Source organism: Mycobacterium sp. (genome assembly GCF_049281135.1).
In the GTDB taxonomy this organism is placed as follows: Bacteria; Actinomycetota; Actinomycetes; order Mycobacteriales; family Mycobacteriaceae; genus Mycobacterium.
In genome coordinates this window covers 1-17338 of sequence record NZ_JBAPRN010000575.1, presented here as the reverse complement: position 1 = coordinate 17338, position 17338 = coordinate 1, and the positions used below count along the sequence as shown (strand labels likewise).

General features: G+C 67.2%; 6 protein-coding genes. All 6 read left to right on the top strand.

All coding sequences use genetic code 11. The annotated features are described in order from the left end of the window. Nucleotides 1–103 precede the first annotated feature (103 nt). Nucleotides 104–871: a thioesterase II family protein gene (locus WAN02_RS22565; protein WP_422266557.1), complete on the top strand. Its 768-nt coding sequence runs from the start codon at nt 104–106 to the stop codon at nt 869–871. Next, complete coding sequence (locus tag WAN02_RS22560) at nt 864–2177, top strand: polyketide synthase (protein WP_422266555.1); 1314 nt, start codon at nt 864–866, stop codon at nt 2175–2177. The genes WAN02_RS22565 and WAN02_RS22560 overlap by 8 nt, the downstream gene beginning before the upstream one ends. Next, the gene (gene mbtD, locus WAN02_RS22555; RefSeq protein ID WP_422266553.1) at nt 2177–5191 is read left to right on the top strand and encodes a mycobactin polyketide synthase MbtD; all 3015 of its coding nucleotides are present in this window, start codon (nt 2177–2179) and stop codon (nt 5189–5191) included. The genes WAN02_RS22560 and mbtD overlap by 1 nt, the downstream gene beginning before the upstream one ends. Then, nucleotides 5188–11751 (top strand): amino acid adenylation domain-containing protein, encoded by a 6564-nt coding sequence (locus tag WAN02_RS22550; protein WP_422266551.1) that lies wholly within the window; start codon nt 5188–5190, stop codon nt 11749–11751. The genes mbtD and WAN02_RS22550 overlap by 4 nt, the downstream gene beginning before the upstream one ends. After that, the gene (locus tag WAN02_RS22545) at nt 11748–16175 is read left to right on the top strand and encodes an amino acid adenylation domain-containing protein (RefSeq protein WP_422266549.1); all 4428 of its coding nucleotides are present in this window, start codon (nt 11748–11750) and stop codon (nt 16173–16175) included. Before WAN02_RS22550 ends, WAN02_RS22545 begins: the two co-directional genes overlap by 4 nt. Then, the coding region (mbtG, locus tag WAN02_RS22540) for an NADPH-dependent L-lysine N(6)-monooxygenase MbtG (protein ID WP_422266547.1) at nt 16172–17338 on the top strand (1167 nt) is incomplete at its 3' end. The genes WAN02_RS22545 and mbtG, both read left to right, overlap by 4 nt.

The window sequence follows — 17338 nt, the reverse complement described above, 5'->3', positions numbered from 1 at the left end:
CCGATCCGGCCCGGCTGGATCAGGTCGCCGAGCTATACCTGGAAGTCATCCACATGGACGCCGGCCACGTTGCGGCCGCCATCGCTGGAATTGACACGGTGCAATGATTTTCGACAATCTGAGAGCGGTGCAGAAGAAGGAATTTCCTTCCTGGATCAAGCGAATCCCCGGCCGGGGCGCGGGAGCGCAAGGCGCTACCGTCGTGTTCCCGCACGCCGGCGGCGCGGCGACGGGCTACCGCAAGCTGGCGCTCGCGCTGGCCGCTGGCGGCGGTGATGCGTACATCGTCCAGTATCCGCTGCGCGCTGAGCGACTCCGTGAGCCCGCCGCCGAAAACGTGCAGGATCTCGCACGCAGTTTGTTCATCGCCGGTCCCTGGCGTCAGGTGGCGCCCTTGCGGCTCTTCGGCCACAGCATGGGTGCAGTCGTCGCTTTCGAATTCGCCAGGATCGCCGAATCCCGCGGCGCCGCAGTGGAACGGCTGTGGGCGTCGGCGGCTCCCGCGCCGTCGGCCGTCGCAGCTAAACCTGATTTGCCGACCAGCCACGACGATCTGCTCGTCGATATGACCGACTTCGGCGGGACCGATGCCGCCCTGCTCGCCGACCCGGAATTTGCCGAGCTGCTGGTCACCGCAATGCGTGCCGACTACGCCGCGATCAACCGCTACACCTGCGGCCCCGACATTCAAATCTCCGCCGACATTTCCGTATTGGGAGCCCATGGCGACCTGCGCGTTGATGCCGCAGAACTTCAACTGTGGCAGGAGCACACCGCCGGCTCGTTCGACCTGTCCTGGTACGACGGCGGACACTTCTACCTCGACGATCACATCGAAGCCGTTGCCGCGCAGGTGAATGCTGGTGGCTGAGCACAGGTTTGCGGCCGACGACCCGGTGGTGATCGTCGGGATGGCGCTGGAAGCGCCCGGCGGGATCGACACCGCCGAGGCGTATTGGGAGTTGCTGGTCCACGGCCGCGAGGCGCTGAGTCCGTTCCCCACCGATCGCGGCTGGTCGATCCGCGAACTGCTCGCCGGGTCACGGCGCAACGGTTTCAAAGAGATCCATGACCGTGGCGGATTCCTCGCCGGCGCGACCACGTTCGATCCGGAATTCTTCGGGATTTCGCCGCGTGAGGCCGTCGCGATGGATCCCCAGCAGCGTGTAGCGCTGCGGGTGTCGTGGCGGGCGCTGGAAAACAGCGGCATCAATCCGGACGACATGGCCGGCCACGATATGGGCTGCTATCTAGGTGCGTCCGCCACCGGTTACGGACCGCAGATGGCTGAGTTCTCGGAATACAGCGGCCATCTGCTCGCCGGGACGGCGTTGAGCGTGATATCCGGCCGGATCGCTTACACCCTGGGATCGATGGGCCCGGCGGTGACGATCGACTCGTCGTGCGCGTCGGCGCTGGTGGCTTTTCACGCTGCCGTGCGCGGAGTGCAGAACGGTGACTGCGACGTGGCGCTGGCCGGCGGAGTCAACGTGCTGGGCTCGCCGGGATTCTTCGTCGAGTTCTCCAAGCAGCACGCCCTGTCTGACGACGGCCACTGCCGTGCTTTCAGCGCCCAGGCCAGCGGGACCGTCTGGGCGGAGGGGGCAGCGGTCTTTGTGCTGCAACGAAAGTCAGCGGCACTACGTGACGGGCGATACATCCTTGCCGAAGTTCGCGGCAGCGCCACCAACCACGACGGCCGCAGTGCCGGTCTGAGTGCGCCGAACGGCGCGGCCCAGGTCAGTTTGTTCCGTCGCGCCATCGCCGAGGCGGGTGTCCGTCCCGACGAGGTCGGGATGGTCGAAGGGCATGGCACCGGCACCAGGCTCGGGGACCGTACCGAGTTGCAGTCGCTGGCGCAGACATACGGCGACACCGAACCCGGTCGCGGCGCCCTGTTGGGATCGGTGAAATCAAACCTGGGCCACGCCTTGGCTGCCAGCGGGGCGTTGGGTCTGGCCAAGATTCTGGTGGCCGCCGAGCACTGCGCGGTGCCGCCCACCTTGCATGTTGCCGAGGCGAGCCCCGAGATCGACTGGGAAAAGCAAGGTTTGCGCCTTGCGACCACATTGACGCCGTGGCCTGCCGTCAATGGTCAACGGGTCGCAGCCACGTCAGCGTTCGGGATCGCGGGCACCAACGCCCACGTCATCGTCGCACTTCCCGAGGTGGCGTGATGCTGGCCCATCCGCTGCCCGACGGGCGTGTGCCGGTTTTACTTTCGGCGCATGACGAAACGCTGATCACGCAGGACGCATGGGCGATCCTCGGCCACGTCGACCGAATCGCGCCGGACCACGATCCGACGGCTGAAGTCGCGTCCACCCTGATCCGCCTGCGACGTGTACGACGGCACCGTGCCGTGGTGCGGGCGGCCAATCGCAGCGAGCTGGTGGACGGCCTGTCCGCGCTGGCCCACGACGAAGAGCATCCGCTGATCGCCCGGTCGTCGAAAAGCGTTGCGCCATCTGCCGCGTTCGTCTTCCCGGGGCAGGGTAACCAGTGGCAGTCGATGGGAGCCGATGCCTACCGCCGGCTGCCCGCATACCGTGCCGAAGCCGACCGCTGCGTGGCGGCGTTCGTCGCGGCGGGGCTATCGTCGCCGCTGCCGTACCTGCAGGGTGACGACGACCAGAAATGGTCACGGACCCAGATCCAGGGAGCGCAATTCGTCCACGCGGTCAGCTTGGCATCGCAGTGGCGATTCTGCGGAGTGCTTCCCGATATCACCATCGGACACAGCCTCGGCGAGATCGCGGCGGCCTATGTGGCCGACAAGATCTCGTTATCCGATGCGGTCGCACTGGTCGGGGCGCGCGCAGCGGCAGTCGACCGGCTGACCGGCCACTATGGCATGGCTGTGCTCGGCGTCGGGGTCGACGAGGCGAACGCGCTGATCGGTGAAACGCCGGGCTGGCTGGAGGTATCCGCGGTCAACGCACCGTCGGCCACCGTGGTGTCGGGGGACCACGACGCCGTGATCGCCGTAACGGAGCTGGCTCAGCAGCGGGGCGTGTTCGCGCACCGGCTCACCGTGGACTATCCAGGCCATACCAGCGCGCTGCGGCCGCTGCGCGCCGAACTGAACGAACTGCTACCCACGTCGAGCTTCGCCGAGGGCCCGATGGCTTTCATCGGCTCGGCCATCGGCGCCGAAGTCGGTAGCGGCGTTGATTTCGCTCAGTACTGGTATGAAAGTCTTTGCGGCACAGTGCGTTTTGACCGCGCGGTCGTAGCCGGCCAGAAATGCGGGGCCAACTCTTTCATAGAGGTGTCCGCGCATCCTTCGCTGTTGTACCCGCTGGTCGAACTGGTCGGTGACGACTCGGCGGTGATTGTCGGCTCGGGCCACCGTGACGAGCCGATCAGCGATGTGTTGTCGGCGAACATCGCCGCCGCTGCCATAGCTGATCCCGGCTACCCATGGGCCGACGCGTTGCCCGCGGGTCTGAAACCACCGCTGCGCGGATTCCCCAATGCCCCAATGCGAGCGGTGCATTTATGGGCCGCGCCCCACCCAGGCACCGGCAGGGTCTCGGAGTCGACCACCGCGCTGACCATCGCCGTCGAAGATTGGCAGCCAACGGTGCAAAAGACGCCATCGCACACGACACGTTGCGGGATCGCGATCGTCGGCGACAGCGACGCACCGCTGGCGCGGCTACTGACCGCCGCCGCCGCGGCGCATCACGAGTCGGTGCGGCCGAGCGAGGCGGAAATCGTCGCGGTGATCGCACCGGAACTCAATCAGCCTGACGCGGTGGACGCTGTCGAACAGATCGCCGCCCGCACCGATGTGGGGTTGCCGGATTACGACGCGATCATCGGCCCGCGATGCCGAACCGTGTGGCTGCTCACCGCCGGTGGGGAGAGGGTCCTGCCCGGTGATGCAGATCCCCGGCCTGCACAGTCAGCGCTCGCCGCGATGCACCGCAGCGTCGGTTTCGAATACGGCGACCAGGCATTCGGAACTCTCGACCTGCCCGCCGGCGAGGTGGACGAGCAGACCGCGGCCGCCGTCCTCGACGCGCTGCTCGACAACGCCGGTGTCATGGCTTTGCGCGTCAACACCGTTCGGGGCACGTCTGCGCCGCGACGCTTCATCCGGACCCTGCGCGAGCATCACGATTCCGTCACCACGCGACCGCTCGACGCGGCCGTGCTGCAGAACGTGGTGATAACGGGTGGCAGCGGTGCGATCGGTCTGCGTTACGCGCAGTACTGCATCGAACACGGCGCGCGCAAAGTAGTCCTGTTGAGTCGCAACGGTATAGAGCCCGAGGCGATGAGCCGGCTGGCCGGGCAACATGACGTGCAGGTGTTCGCCGCGCAGTGCGATATCACCGATCGCGCGGCGGTAGCGGCCGTCGCCGCCGAATACGGCGGCACCGGCGCATCGATGCTGATCCACACCGCCGGAATTGCCGCGGCATCCGTCCACGCCGACCTCACCGGTGCCGACCTCGCCGCGGTGTGTGCCGCGAAGGTAAGGGGGCTGGCGGTGATGGCCGACGTGTGGCCGTTGCAGCCGGACTGCCGGGTCTTGGCTTGCTCGTCGGTGTTTGGAGTCTGGGGTGGTCGTGGCCACGCCGCGTACGCGGCGTCGAACCGGATCCTCGATGTACTGGCTGCCCAGCTGCGTTCAAGGGGCTTGGACTGCACGGCGATTCGATGGGGACTGTGGCAAGACGCCGGAGTTGTGACGGCCGATGAGCTCGCCCGCACTCAGCGCTCGGGTCTCGTTGCCATGCGATCCGAGTCGGCGGTGGACGCCAGTCTGGGTCGGTATGGCGACGATCCGTTGATCTTCGACGCGGACTTCGATCGGCTTCGGGTGTTCTTCGAGAGCCAGGGAATCTCGATGCCGTTCCAAGCGCCGTCGGGCCTGGCGGATGCCCAGCAGCGCAACCACTCCGGTGGGCGACCGCTCGCCGACGTCGTGCGGGGTGAGCTCGCGGCGACGCTGCACATGGGCGATTCGGTGTCGATCGACCCGACCGCGTCGCTCATTGACCTCGGTCTGGATTCGCTGTTGGCGCTCGATCTGCGCCGACGCCTGCGCCGGGCCGTGGGGCACTCGGCGCCGGTGGCGCGGATGCTCGGCGGAATCACCGTCAACGAATTGATCGACGTCTTGGGCTCTGGCTCGACCAACGGCCAAGACACGAGGAAGGTTGGAATCCACGCGTGACTGACACCACCGGCCTCGGCACGCTCGATGCGCAACGCCTGGAATTGCTGCGCCGCAAGATCGCTGAGCGTGGCCTGTCTCGACCGGCCGTCGCCGACGACGCTGACGCTGCGATGGATACCGAGCAGCTTCCGGAGATGTCCGATGGCCAGCGCCGGATGTGGTTCGTCCAGTCAGTCGACCCCAACAGCGCGCTACTCAACATCTGCGTCTCTTATCGCGTCACCGGCAACGTCGATATCACGCGACTGCGGCAGGCAGTGGAGGCCGTCGCGGTGCGTCACCCGATCCTGCGCACGACGTACCAGACGGACGGGGACGGCAACCCCTATCCGGTGATTCGTGCAGATCTGCGGCCGGACTGGGCCGAGCACGATTTGTCCGGCCTTGCCGAGCAAGCCCGGCGGCTCAGGCTGGAAGTGCTGGCGCAGCGACAGTTTGCGCAGCCGTTCGACCTGGACAAGGATTCGCCGTTGCGGGTCGCGGCCGTGCGAGTGGGCCCCGACGAGTTGATCCTGCTGCTCACCGCGCACCATGTCGCGTGGGACGACGGTTCGTGGGCTCCGTTCTTCACCGACCTCACCCGCGCCTACGTCGACGGCGGCACGGGAACGCCGCTGAACATTGCCACCGACCCAGTGCGAAGCAGTGACGAGGATCAGGCTTATTGGCGTTCGCTGATGTCGGATCTGCCTGAACCGCTTGAGCTTCCCGGCCCCAGCGGCTCGGTGGTGCCCAGCACCTGGCGCGCGCAGCGGGCCACCGCGCGGCTGTCGGCAGAAACCATCCGGCGTGCCGCGACGCTGGCCAGGGAAACCGGCGCCACCCCCTACATGGTGTTGACGGCCGCGTTCGGCGCGCTGGTGCATCGCTACACGCACGCATCGGACTTCCTGGTCGCCACCCCGGTGCTCAATCGCAGCGCCGGGACCGAGAGTGCGATCGGGTATTACGGCAACACCCTGGTGATGCGGATGCGGCCGGAGCCCCGGTTGACGTTCCGCGAGCTCCTGGTGCAGACCCGGGACGGCGCGCTAGGCGCCCTCGCCCACTCGCACGTCGACCTGGAGTGGCTCGTGCGTGCCTCCAACCCGGACCGCCGGCACGGGGCCGAGCGAATGACCCGCGTCAGCTTCGGATTACGCGAGCCCGACGGCGGCGGCTTCTGCCCGCCGGGCGTGCGGTGCGAGCGCGCCCAGCTGCGCGGCCACGTCAGCCAACTGCCACTGAGCCTGATGGTCGAATTGGACAGGCCCGCAGCGGGTTCGGATCGCGGTGCCGTGGTCGAGGCCGAGTACCTGGTCGAGGTTTTGGATCGACCGTTGGTCGATCAACTCCTGCAGCACTACGGCGTCCTGTTGGACAACGCGCTGGCGAATCCGGATATCACGCTGTCGGCGTGCGGACTGATGAGCGAGGACGACGCCGCGTGGCTGCGCCAAGTTTCGTCGGGTGAAAGCTTCAGCACCCCGGCCAGCACGCTGCCCGACCTGGTCACCGCGCGCGCGGCCCTGACGCCGGACGCCGTCGCCGTCGTCTACGAAGGTCGTCAGTACAGCTATCGCGAGATCGGCGAGGAATCAAACCGGCTGGCGCATTGGCTGATCGGCCACGGAATCGGCACCGAGGACCGAGTGGCGGTCTTGCTCGACAAGTCACCCGAATTGGTCATCACCGCGCTGGGCATTCTCAAAGCCGGAGCGGTGTATCTGCCGGTCGACCCGGCATATCCGGACGAGCGAGTGGCGTTCATTCTGGATGACGCGGCGGCGAAACTGGTTTTGCGCGAACCCGTTACCGGGCTGACCGACTATCCGGCGACCGCTCCGGGGAGTGCCGAACTGGTCCGGCCGCTGAGCCCGCGCAACACCGCCTATCTGATCTATACCTCGGGTTCTACCGGGCTACCCAAGGGCGTTCCGGTGCCGCACGCGCCGATCGCCGAGTACTTCGTCTGGTTCGGCGAAGAATACCGAGTCGACGAAACCGACCGGTTGCTGCAAGTGGCCTCGCCCAGCTTCGACGTGTCGATGGGCGAAATCTTCGGCACGCTGATTTGCGGTGCACGCCTCGTGATTCCGCGGCCGGACGGCCTGCGCGACATCGGATACCTGACCGAGTTGCTGCGGCGCGAGGGCATCACCTCGATGCACTTCGTTCCCTCGCTGCTGGGCTTGTTCCTGTCGCTGCCCGGCGTCAACCAGTGGCGCACCCTGCGCCGGGTGCCCATCGGTGGTGAACCCCTGCCCGGCGAGATCGCCGATAAATTTCATGCCACGTTCGACGCGCTGTTGTACAACTTCTACGGCCCCACCGAAACCGTGGTCAACGCCACCAGTTACCCGGTGGAGGGCGCGCAGGGCACCCGGGTGGTGCCGATCGGCCGACCCAAGATCAATACCCAGGTGCATCTCCTCGACGACGCGCTACAACCAGTTCCGGTGGGCGTGATCGGCGAAATCTACATCGGTGGGACGCATGTGGCGGGCGGCTACCATCGCAGGCCGGGCCTGACCGCGGAACGCTTCGTCGCCGATCCTTTTACGCCCGGCGCCCGGCTGTACCGTTCCGGCGACCTGGCACGTCGCAACGCCGACGGCGATATCGAGTTCGTCGGTCGGGCCGACGAGCAGGTGAAGATTCGTGGCTTCCGTATCGAACTGGGCGAGGTCGGCGCGGCGATCTCGGTTGACCCCAGTGTCGGGCAGGCAGTCGTGCTGACCGCGGACCTGCCACATCTGGGCAAGAGCTTGGTGGGTTATCTGACGCCCGCCGATGGCGCCGGCCGCGACACCGTTGACCTCGAGCGGATTCGGGCGAGGGTGGCGGCAGCGCTGCCGGAGTACATGACCCCGGCCGCCTATGTCGTGCTCGACGAGATACCGATCACGGCGCACGGCAAGATCGACCGCACGGCATTGCCGGAGCCTGAAATCGCGGCGAAGATGCAATACCGCGACCCCGCCACCGTGACCGAACGCCGCATCGCCGCACTGTTTTCCAGCTTGCTCGGTCACGATCGGATCGGCGTGGACGACTCGTTTTTCGATCTCGGCGGCCACTCGCTGGTGGCCACCAAACTGGCCACCGCGATCCGCTCGGAATGCGAAGTCGAGCTGGGTATCCGCGACATCTTCGAGCTCGCCACCGTCGGACTGCTGGCGGAGCGGGTCGACGAGCTGCGATCCGGTGGCCGTGCGCAGGCACGGCCCAAACTCGTTGCGACCACCCACGACGAACCGCTTCCGCTATCGGCGTCGCAACTGCGTAGCTGGTTCGCCTACCGCGTCGACGGGCCGAGTCCGATCAACAACATCCCGTTCGCCGCGAAGTTGACTGGACCGTGGGACATCGACGCGCTGGTCGCCGCGGTCGGTGACGTCGTGGCCCGTCACGAGATCCTGCGCACCACCTACATCGATGTCGAGGGCGTTCCGTACCAGGTGGTAAACCCGGTGAGCGAGCTTGCGGTGCGCCGTGACGCGGGCGATGGCGATGAGTGGTTGCGGGAGCGACTCGAGGCCGAGCGCCGGCACTGCTTCGAACTGGATCGCGAATGGCCGATCCGCGTCGCCGTGCTGGACACCGGATACACCGGCGAACAGGTGCTGTCGCTGGTGGTCCATCACATCGCGTCCGACCACTGGTCTGCGGGCGTGCTGTTCTCCGACGTCATCACCGCCTACCGTGCGCGGCGCGACGGCGAAGCCCCGTCGTGGGCGCCGCTGCGCGTGCAGTATGCGGATTACGCTGCCTGGCAACGCACCTTCCTGGGCGAGCCGGGCGGACAAGAGACGGCGGTTGCCGCCGAGCAGCGGGGCTACTGGAAGAGCCAATTGGCCGGCCTACCGGAGGCCAGCGGGCTGCGACCCGACTTCCCCCGCCCGCCACTGCCCAGCGGGGACGGCGAATCGGTGACATTCTGTATCGATTCGACTACCCGCGCCAAGCTCGCCGAGCGGTGCCGCGAGTTGGGCGTCACCGAGTTCATGGCGCTGCAAGCCGCCGTCGCCGTGGTACTGCACAAGGCGGGAAGCGGCGTGGACATCCCCTTGGGCACGCCGGTCGCCGGGCGACCGGAGGCCGAACTCGATCAGCTGATCGGCTTTTTCGTCAACATCCTGGTGCTGCGCAACGATTTACGTGGCAACCCGACGCTGCGTGACGTGCTGCGCAGGGCGCGCGACACTGCGTTGGCCGCCTACGCTCACCAGGATCTGCCGTTCGACAGGGTGGTCGACAGCGTCAGCCCGGTGCGATCGCTGTCCCGTAATCCGCTGTTTCAGGTCATCGTGCACGTGCGCGATCACCTGCCCGCCTCACGAGTCATCGAATCGGCGCCTGACGGCCAAGACACCGTATGCACTTCGCTGGACCCGGTTTTCGACATGGCACACGCCGACCTCAGCGTCAACTTCTTCGGCACTGACGGATCCGACGACACCGGCTATAACGGCCACCTCATCTTCCGAACCGAGCTCTACCAACGGCAGACGATCGAACGGTTGGCGGGCTGGCTGACTCTGGTCGTCACCGAGTTCGCCGACGACATCGATCAGAGTCTGCGTGACGTGGTGTTGACCGACGCCGACGAGCAGCACCGGATTCTGGCCGAGTGGAGTCGCGGCGATCAGCCGCCCGCCGACCGGCTATGCACGGTGCCGGAAATGCTCGAGGCCAGCAGGCAGTGCGGATCCGGGCGCGTGGCGGTGCGGTGCTCAGGTGAGGACTTGGACTACGTTGCGCTGCATCGCCGTTCGGACAACCTGGCGGCACTGCTCACCGGTCGCGGTGTGCGGCCGGGATCGTTCGTCGGGCTGTCGAGCCGGCGTGGCCTCGACATGGTGGTGGCGCTACTGGCCATCGTCAAGGCCGGCGGCGCGTATTTCCCGATCGATCCCGCCTATCCGGCGGCACGTAAGCAGTTCATGCTCGACGACGTCGCGCCCCAGTGCGTGGTGGCAACGGTCGAGGCCGTCGGCACCATGCCGGACGAGTATGCGGCCGCGGTGGTCTCGCTCGATGACCCCGAGGTCCGAGCCGTCATGGCGAGATCGGAGCCGCCGATGTCGAGGCCGCGCCTGCCGCATCCCGAGGATCCGATGTATTTGGTCTTCACCTCCGGATCGACCGGAAAACCCAAGGGCGCGGTGGGAACTCAACGTGCGATGGCGGCCCGACTGGATTGGCAACTGCGGCACTATCCGCCGAAAGCCGAAGACATCCGCCTGTCGCAAGCCTCGATGACGTTCCTCGAAGGCGGCATGGAATTGCTCGCCGGTTTGGCCGCCGGTGCCACCATGATCTTGGCCGACGACGCCGAGCACCGCGACGCGGAAGCGCTTGCGGTGCTGATGAAACGCGAGTCTGTCGCGCAAATCACCGCGGTACCCAGCCTGGTATCCGCCTTGGTGGACAGTGCGCCGGACTCGGTGCGATCGCTGGCCCGCCTGGTGTGCGGTGGAGAACCGGTGAGCGTTTCGCTGTTGCAGCGGCTGACGGCCGCGTGCGTCGACAGCGTCGGGCACGGTCCCGAGTTGCTGAACAACATCGGCTCCACCGAGACCTCCGGTGCGATGTCCCGAGGGCGGCTGAGCCCGCCAAGCCCGCTGGTCGGGTCGCCGGTCGCCGGCGCGCAGGCCTATCTGCTCGATGACGGGCTACGCCCGGTGCCGGTTGGTGTGGTCGGCGAGTTGTATTACGCCGGCGACCAGTTGGCGCGTGGCTACTGGAAGCGTCCCGGCCTGACGTCGTCACGTTTCATTGCCAATCCTTTTGGCGCCGAACCCGGTAGCCGGTTGTATCGCAGCGGCGACCTGGCCCGGTGGACCGAAGACGGCCAATTGGAGTTCGCCGGCCGCGCCGACCACCAGGTGCAGGTGCGCGGATTCCGGGTCGAGCTTGCCGAGGTCGAGGCGGCGCTGGCCGCAGCCGACGGCGTCGCTGCCGCGGCCGCGCGGACCTGGGAGGTGCACGACGGCACCAGCCTGGCCGGATACGTTGTGCCGCAATGGGCCATCACCGAGGACGCCGAGAAGGCGGCGTTCGCCGCTTCGGTGCGTGCCGCGCTCAGCACGACACTGCCCGGATACATGGTGCCGTCGACGCTGACCGTGCTCGACGCGATGCCGAAGACCGAGTCGGGCAAGCTGAATCGGCCGGGGCTGCCCCGGCCCGCGGTCAGCACCAGCGGCCGCACCGAACCGTCGCGCACCGACACCGAGCGCGCACTGGCCACCGTGTTCGCTGAATTGCTGTCGACCCCCGACGTCGGGCGATTCGACGACTTCTTCGCACTCGGCGGCGACAGCATCCTGTCGGTCCAATTAGCTTCGCGGGCAAGGGCTGTCGGTCTGCCAGTGAACCCGCGGATGATCTTCGAGAACCCGACCGTGCAGCAATTGGCCGCCGCTGTCGATGCGCTGGAAGGGGACGGCGCTTCGCCGGACAACGGAGCTGACGCCACTCGCTTCGAGCCGATGACCACGTCGGGCCTGTCGGCTACCGACCTGGCTGCGGTGACCCAGCTGTGGTCGAAGTCCCGCGACGGAACATCATGACTGCCGCCGAAGCCGAAACACAGGCCGACATCGCGTCCGACATCGAGGACGTGATGGCGCTGAGCCCTCTTCAGGAGGGCCTGTATTCGCTGACCGCGTTGGCCGAATTCACCGAGGGGGAACCCGCCGACGATCCGTATGTGATCGGAATGGCAGCCGACGTCTATGGCGCTCTCGACGTTGCCTTGCTGCGCGATTGCGCGGCGAAAATGTTGATTCGGCATCCGAATCTGCGGGCCAGCTTCTTCAGCCGCGGGATTGCCCGACCCGTGCAGATCGTGCCGTCGCGAGTCGAGCTGCCGTGGCGGGAAATCACCGCCGCCGAACAGGACATCGAGGAACTGGAAGCCGATGAACGCCGCCGCCCGTTCGACCTCGAACGGCTACCGGCGATCCGGTTTCTGCTCATCGAATTGCCGGCTGCGCGCTGGCGATTGGTGATTACCGCGCACCACATCGTGATCGACGGCTGGTCGCTGCCGGTGTTCGTCACCGAGATGATGATCCTGTATCGCGCCGGGTGCGACCCGGGCGCGCTGCCGGTTGCGCCACGTCCGTATCGGGACTACATCGGTTGGCTCGCAGGCCGCGATCAGGAGGCCAGTCAACGGGTTTGGCGTGAGCATCTCGCGGAGCTGCCTGGCCCGACCCTGCTTTCGGCGGCCTACGGCGGCGAGGACGCCGCCCGCACGTCGACGCGCCTGCCGCGGCGCACCGAGTTGCAACTCGGCCCCCAAGCCACCGACCGGCTGGTTACGGGTGCACGTGTACGCGGGGTGACGCTGAATACGTTACTGCAGATGGCTTGGGCGGTCATCCTGTCCCGCCTGACCGATCGTGCCGATGTCGTGTTCGGGGTGACGGTGTCGGGCAGGCCCGCCGAGTTGGCCGGCGTCGAGACCATGGTCGGCCTGTTCATCAACACCGTGCCCCTGCGAGTGCAACTGAACAACGCCGCCACGGTCGGCGAGCAGTGCTGCGCCGTGCAACGCGATTCGGCGATGCTGCGCGAACACAGCTATCTCGGGCATGCCCAGCTACGGGCACTGGGCGGTGTCGGCGAGATGTACGACAGCTTGCTGGTTTACGAGAATTTCCCGACTGGCGGCATCTCGGCCAAAGACGAGCTGGTCGGCACCGGCGTCACTTTCCGGCCCGCCGCGGTGGAAAGCCTCACCCATTTCCCGATCGTGCTGGCCGCGCACATGGCTGACGACGGACTGGTCCTGATGGTCGAAGTGATCGACGGCACGCTGGGAAAGACGACGGCTTCGGTACTTGGCGAGCGGCTGCTGTCCACCGCCGAGCGGTTACTGGATCGGTGGGATCGCCCACTGAGCGACGTCAGCGTCCTGCTCCCCGAGGAGGCGGCAGCGCTCGATGCCGATTCGGCGAAACCGTCGACGGCGCAGGGGATTCACATCCGGTTCGCGGCGGTCGCCGCCGAGACCCCCGACAACCCGGCCATCACCTGGGCGGGCGGGACGCTGAGCTACGGCGAACTCGACGCGACGGCCAACCGGCTGGCCGGCGCGCTTGCCGCCCGCGGCGCAGGCGCGGAAACCCCGGTCGCCATCAAGCTTTCGCGTGGCCCGCACTACGTTGTGGCGATCCTCGCGGTGCTGAAAGCGGGCGCGACATACGTGCCGCTGGAGCCGGGGATACCGACGGAACGGGTGAACTCGATTTTGCGCCAATGCGGCGCCGCGATCGTGATCGACGAAGACTTCGTCGCCGACGGTCCCGACGATTTCCGGCCCGTCGAGGTCCATCCACAGCAGGCCGCCTACGTGGTGTTCACGTCGGGAACAACCGGAGAACCCAAGGGCGTCATCGGAACCCACGCCGCGGTTGGCGCCTACGCCGACGACCATCTGGACCATGTCGTGACACCCGCGGCGGCTCGCCTGGGGCGCCCGCTGCGCATCGCGCATGCGTGGTCCTTCGCGTTCGACGCGGCCTGGCAGCCGTTGGTCGCGCTGCTCGGCGGGCACGTCGTGCACGTCGTCGACGAACACACCCAAACCGATGCCGAGGCATTGGTGGCCGCCATCGCCGAACACCGCATCGACATGATCGACACCACCCCGTCGATGTTCGCCCAACTGAGGGCGAATGGCCTGCTGACGCGGGTGCCGCTGGCGGTGCTGGCGCTGGGCGGTGAGGCGCTCGGCGGCGGTGCGTGGTCTTTCATCCGGATGCAGTGCCGGCGCATCGCGATGACGGCCTTCAACTGCTACGGCCCCACCGAAACCACCGTCGAGGCGGTGGTCGCCGCGATCGACCACCACGACGAACCGTCGATCGGGCGGCCGACCCGCTACACCCGTGGCTACGTGCTGGACTCCGCGCTGCGCCCGCTGCCGCACGGGGTCGCGGGGGAGCTGTACCTGGGCGGCGCCCAGCTGGCCCGGGGCTACCTGCGCCGTGCACCCGAAACAGTGCAGCGCTTCGTTGCCGATCCCTTCGTCGCCGGCGAACGCATGTATCGCACCGGCGATTTGGTGCGGCGCCAACCCGACGGATCTCTGCAGTACGTCGGACGCGCCGATGCGCAGGTGAAAATCCGCGGCCATCGGGTGGAGCCCGCCGAGATCGCGGTCGCACTCGAGTCGCATGCCGCAGTGCGGCACGCGAGCGTCGTGGTGCATCAGCGGCAAGGAGTTCCGCGGTTGACCGCCTATGTGGCGCTGCGGGATTCGTCGGGAAGATCACCGTCGGTCGCCGAGTTGCGACGCATGCTGATCGCCCGGTTGCCCCGCTATATGGTCCCGCAGCGCATCGTCGTGGTCGACGACATCCCGCTCACCCCCAACGGAAAACTGGACGAAGCCGCCTTGGCGGCAATCGATTCGGCGGCGTGCACGGAATCGGGCGATACCGAGCCGGAGACGGCCACCGAATCGGCTCTCATCGAGTTGATCGCCGAAATCCTGCAGGTCGCTCATATCGACCCGAACGCTGATTTCCTGGAGCTGGGGCTGGACAGCATCGTGGCTCTCTCAGTGGTGCAGTCCGCGCGCCGGCGCGGTATCCCGCTGCGTGCCCGGCTGGTGCTCGAGTGTGGCAGTGTCCGCGAGCTGGCCGGTTCTATCGACGCCGAGGCTGCCGAGATGGCCGCGGCGCCGGCCGATGCCGAAACTGAAAGCGGATCGATCCCGCTACTGGCCAATGCGAAGTGGCTCTACGAATTCGGCGAGTCGCGCAGACTGGCACAGGCCGAAGCCATCCGGTTGCCGGTGAACGTGACCGGTGAGCAGTTGCGGACGGCGCTGACGACCATCGTTGACGGCCACGAGGTGCTGCGCAGTCGCCTGGACCGGGCCACCATGACCCTGCGCCCCGGACAATCCGGTGACCTGCTCGCCGAGGTCGCGGTGTCCGGCGACATGCACGCGGCCGTCGGCGCCCACATCGGGCAAGCCATCGAGAGCCTCGACCCGGAACGCGGAAAGTTGTTGGCAGCGGTCTGGTTGCGTCCACCGAGCGGGCAGAGCGTCCTGCTGTTGGCCGCCCACGTTCTGGCCATGGACCCCGTCTCGTGGCAGGTGGTACTCGGCGAGCTCGACGCGACCCTGCATGCGCTCATCGACGGCAGGGCGCCCGTCCCCGTCCGCGAGCACACCAGCTACCGCCGCTGGGTGCACGCCTTGATCGAGCGAGCCGAATCCCTTGACAGCGAGCCATATTGGGTTGCACAACTGGGAGGTGACGACCCCGAGCTGGGTCGGCGACCGCTATGGCCCGACACCGACCGTGCCGGTGGACTGCTGGTGCAGACGGCGATGCTCGACGTGAACACCACTGCCCGGCTGGTGCAGTCCGGTCTGCCGGTCTTCGAGGTCCTGATCGCTGCGGCATCGCGAATGGTGACCCGGTGGCGACAAGAGCGCGGCCAGCCGACCCCGCCGCCGTTGCTCGCGCTGGAAACCCACGGCCGCGCCGATGCCCTGTTCGACGGCGATGACACCACGCTGGACACCAGCGAGACAGTCGGACTTCTGAGTGCGATCTATCCGTTGCGGGTGGACACCGAGGATCCGCGACGGGTGCGGGAATTGCTGACGGCGATCCCCGGCGACGGCATCGACTACGGGCTGCTGCGCTACCTGCGCGGCGATACCGCCGGCCGGCTCGCCGAGTTCAGGGGACCGCAGCTGCTGCTGAACTATCTGGGTCGCGCCGAAGTCGGCGGCACCAGCGGACTGTGGCTGGATCGTGGACTGCTGACCGGAGTTTCGCCGCTGCCAGAACCTGAACTGGCGGTGCGTTACGAGCTGAGCCTGCTGGCCACCGTGCTCGGCAGCGGTGAGCACCAAATGCTGGTCACCCAGTGGCGTGCGCTGCCCGACATCCTCAGCGAGTCGGATATCGCCGCATTGCAAACACTTTGGACCCAGGCGCTCGAGGAGATCGTGACATGACCACACTTGCCGTGCTGGGCGCCGGGGTGAAGGCGGTGGCTGTCGCCGCCAAGGCGCACGTGCTGAGAGAGATGGGCGTCGACGCGCCCGATGTGGTGGCCATCGAGCGACTCGGGGTCGGCGCCAACTGGCAAGCCAGCGGTGGTTGGACCGATGGCGCGCAGCGGCTGGGGACCAGCCCGGAAAAAGACGTCGGCTTCCCGTACCGCTCGTCGCTGGCGCCGCGCCGCAACGCCGAGCTCGACGAGCGGATGACCCGACACAGCTGGCAGTCGTATCTGATCGCCACCAGTGAGTTCGCCCAGTGGATCGACCGCGGCCGGCCGGCTCCGACCCACCGCCGCTGGAGCCAGTACCTGCGCTGGGTGGCCGACGAGATCGGGATGAACGTGGTGTACGGCGAAGTCGACCGTCTCGCCGTGGACGGTGAACAATGGGCGCTGCACACCGATGAAACCACCGTGCACGCCGACGGTTTGATGATCACCGGCCCCGGGCAGGCCGAACGTTCATTGCTGCCGGGCAACCCGCGGGTGCTGTCGATTGCGCAGTTCTGGCATCGCGCGGGCCAGCAGGAGCGGATCAACGCCGAGCGGGTGGCGGTCATCGGCGGCGGCGAGACAGCCGCGGCCATGCTCAACGAGCTGTTCCGGCACCGGGTTTCGACCATCACCGTGATCTCCCCGCAGGTGACACTGTTCACCCGCGGCGAGAGCTTCTTCGAGAACACGCTGTTCTCCGACCCCACCGACTGGACGGCGCTGACCGTGGACGAACGGCGCGACGCGATTGCCCGTACCGACCGGGGGGTGTTCTCGGCCAATGTCCAGGACGCCCTGCTGGCCGACGATCGCATCCGTCATCTGCGCGGACGGGTTGCCCACGCGGTAGGTCGCGACGAGCAGATCCGGCTGACGCTGTCCACCAACCGGGGCAGCGAAAACGTCGAGACCGTACATGGTTTCGACCTGGTGATCGACGGGTCGGGCGCCGACCCGCTGTGGTTCACCACCTTGTTCAGTCAGGACGCGCTCGATCTGCTGGAGCTGGGCCTGGGCGGCCCGCTGACCGGTGACCGGGTCCAGGATGCGATCGGACACGACCTGGCCGTCGTCGATGTGTCCCCGAAGCTGTTCTTGCCCAACCTCGCCGGACTCAACCAG

Coding starts and splice junctions, on each gene's coding strand:
- mbtD (WP_422266553.1), top strand. CDS start 2,177: ATGCTGGCCCATCCGCTGCCCGACGGGCGTGTGCCGGTTTTACTTTCG.
- WAN02_RS22565 (WP_422266557.1), top strand. CDS start 104: ATGATTTTCGACAATCTGAGAGCGGTGCAGAAGAAGGAATTTCCTTCC.
- WAN02_RS22545 (WP_422266549.1), top strand. CDS start 11,748: ATGACTGCCGCCGAAGCCGAAACACAGGCCGACATCGCGTCCGACATC.